The sequence below is a fragment of the Leifsonia sp. KNZ12-8B genome, assembly GCF_056755495.1.
Window position 1 is genome coordinate 1 of record NZ_JBPGXM010000244.1, and the last position, 1,510, is coordinate 1,510.

The 1,510-nt window shown below is 62.2% G+C and carries 4 protein-coding genes; 2 read left to right on the forward strand and 2 right to left on the reverse strand.

Going from position 1 to position 1,510, the window contains the following annotated elements:
* Positions 1-115: 115 nt before the first annotated feature.
* Positions 116-445 (forward strand): nuclear transport factor 2 family protein, encoded by a 330-nt coding sequence (locus tag ACR9ZG_RS18815; RefSeq protein WP_481286369.1) that lies wholly within the window; start codon positions 116-118, stop codon positions 443-445.
* Between the two features lie 15 nt (positions 446-460).
* Here the strand turns inward: ACR9ZG_RS18815 and ACR9ZG_RS18820 are convergent, their stop codons facing one another.
* Together ACR9ZG_RS18820 and ACR9ZG_RS18825 are read right to left on the reverse strand one after the other, a co-directional pair.
* Positions 461-580, reverse strand: a complete 120-nt coding sequence (locus ACR9ZG_RS18820) for a hypothetical protein (RefSeq protein WP_481286370.1) — start codon at positions 578-580, stop codon at positions 461-463.
* A gap of 116 nt (positions 581-696) precedes the next feature.
* Entirely contained in the window at positions 697-867 is a 171-nt protein-coding gene (locus ACR9ZG_RS18825) for a phospholipase domain-containing protein (protein ID WP_481286371.1), read from the reverse strand.
* Between the two features lie 56 nt (positions 868-923).
* On the opposite strand from ACR9ZG_RS18825, the gene ACR9ZG_RS18830 reads away from it, so the two are divergent.
* Entirely contained in the window at positions 924-1,289 is a 366-nt protein-coding gene (locus ACR9ZG_RS18830; protein ID WP_481286372.1) for a hypothetical protein, read from the forward strand.
* Positions 1,290-1,510 lie beyond the last annotated feature (221 nt).

A 1,510-nucleotide genomic window follows, 5' to 3' on the forward strand; every position in this document is an offset into this window, starting at 1 on the left:
GAATAAGCCGATCTCCGTCGTCCGACGCTGGTGAGGGCAGTCCTGGTGCGCAATTCTGACTGTGGAAGCGCTGGAGCAACAGCGTCCGCTTCAGGTTGCGAGAAAGAAGGACTCGATGACAGACGCACGCCTGCCGGAGCCGATTCGGCGATTCATCGACACCACCAACGCGGGTGACACGGAAGGTTTTGTCGCAACTTTCACCGACGACGCCTACCTCAACGACTGGGGACGCGAGTTCCACGGACACGACGGAGTTCGGAGCTGGAACCGCACCGACAACATCGGCAAGAACTCCCACTTCGACGTCGTCAGCGTCCGTGAAGGTGCCGATCCGGAAAACTACATCGTCACGCTCAAGGTCACCGGCGACGGGTTCAACGGCACCGGTCCGATGAACTTCCACCTTCGCGGTTCCCAGATTGCGAGTGTCCGAATCAGTTGACTCCGCATGACTCGATCAAACCCTCCCCGCGAACCGATACCTGAATCCGGTGCCGGTGTTCGCGGTGACCACAACGTCGTAATAGCCCCACTGGCTCACCGGCCAGTCAACGGTCCGAGAGCTGCGCGGCGGCACAACGACCTGCTCTGAGTGAGTGGTGAAGTCGTTGCTGTCGAGCCGGAACCGGTCGGGGCGCCTCCGCCGTTAGCGAGTGTGACGATGAGCATGCGGGAGCGGGGCGCTCCGACGTCTCATGTGGCGGACGGGATTTTGACGTCACGGCGGTCCCCGCGGATTCCGGTGCCGGCGAAACGGCGGAGGAACCGGTCGGGGCCGTGGGCGCTGAAGTCGTACACATTGTCAGTACCGCGGGGTGGAACGTCCAAGCCAATCCGGCTAGACCATGACCGATGGGTGGTCATGAGGGACTCACCCGTGTTCCCGAAAGCATTGATTCAACGCGTCAAGGACAAGGCCGGTGTCGACCGCTACCTCGTCATCAGATGGGACCTCGACCCGGACAATCAGCGACATCCGCGTCCTCGTCTTCTTCAGAGATCCCGCGCGCTGGTTCGCCGCACGGGACATCGATGTCGCGCAGATCAAGAGCCACATTCTGATGGGGAGCATCCAACAGCTCTTGTCTGAGCACGTTGCCCGCGGCGACACAACGCTAGGGCACATCCTCTCAGTCATCGGCGACCTGAACCGCGACGGGCTTACGGACGTCCCGCTTCGTAGCGGGATGTCGGCCGAAGGAGTGTTTGCGCCTCAAATCACGCCGGAAGGAAGCGGATTGCTGGACTTCCTGGGCGACGCATACGACTTCTTGGCCGCGTGGTAATCCGACGCTGCTGATCTACGCCCAACTAGCTTGAGAATGCCCAACTAGCCCAAGACGTGACACCGGTTGTCGGTCGGAAGTCCGGCGCGTGTCCCAGAGCCCTCCGAGATGTGGACCTCGGTCACTCTCGGTCACCGCTACGAGCGCGGACCCTCGCCCCGGGCGGCCACACAGCAAAGAACGACAGCGATAGGACTGCGGCGGCAGCCACCGTCAGGACG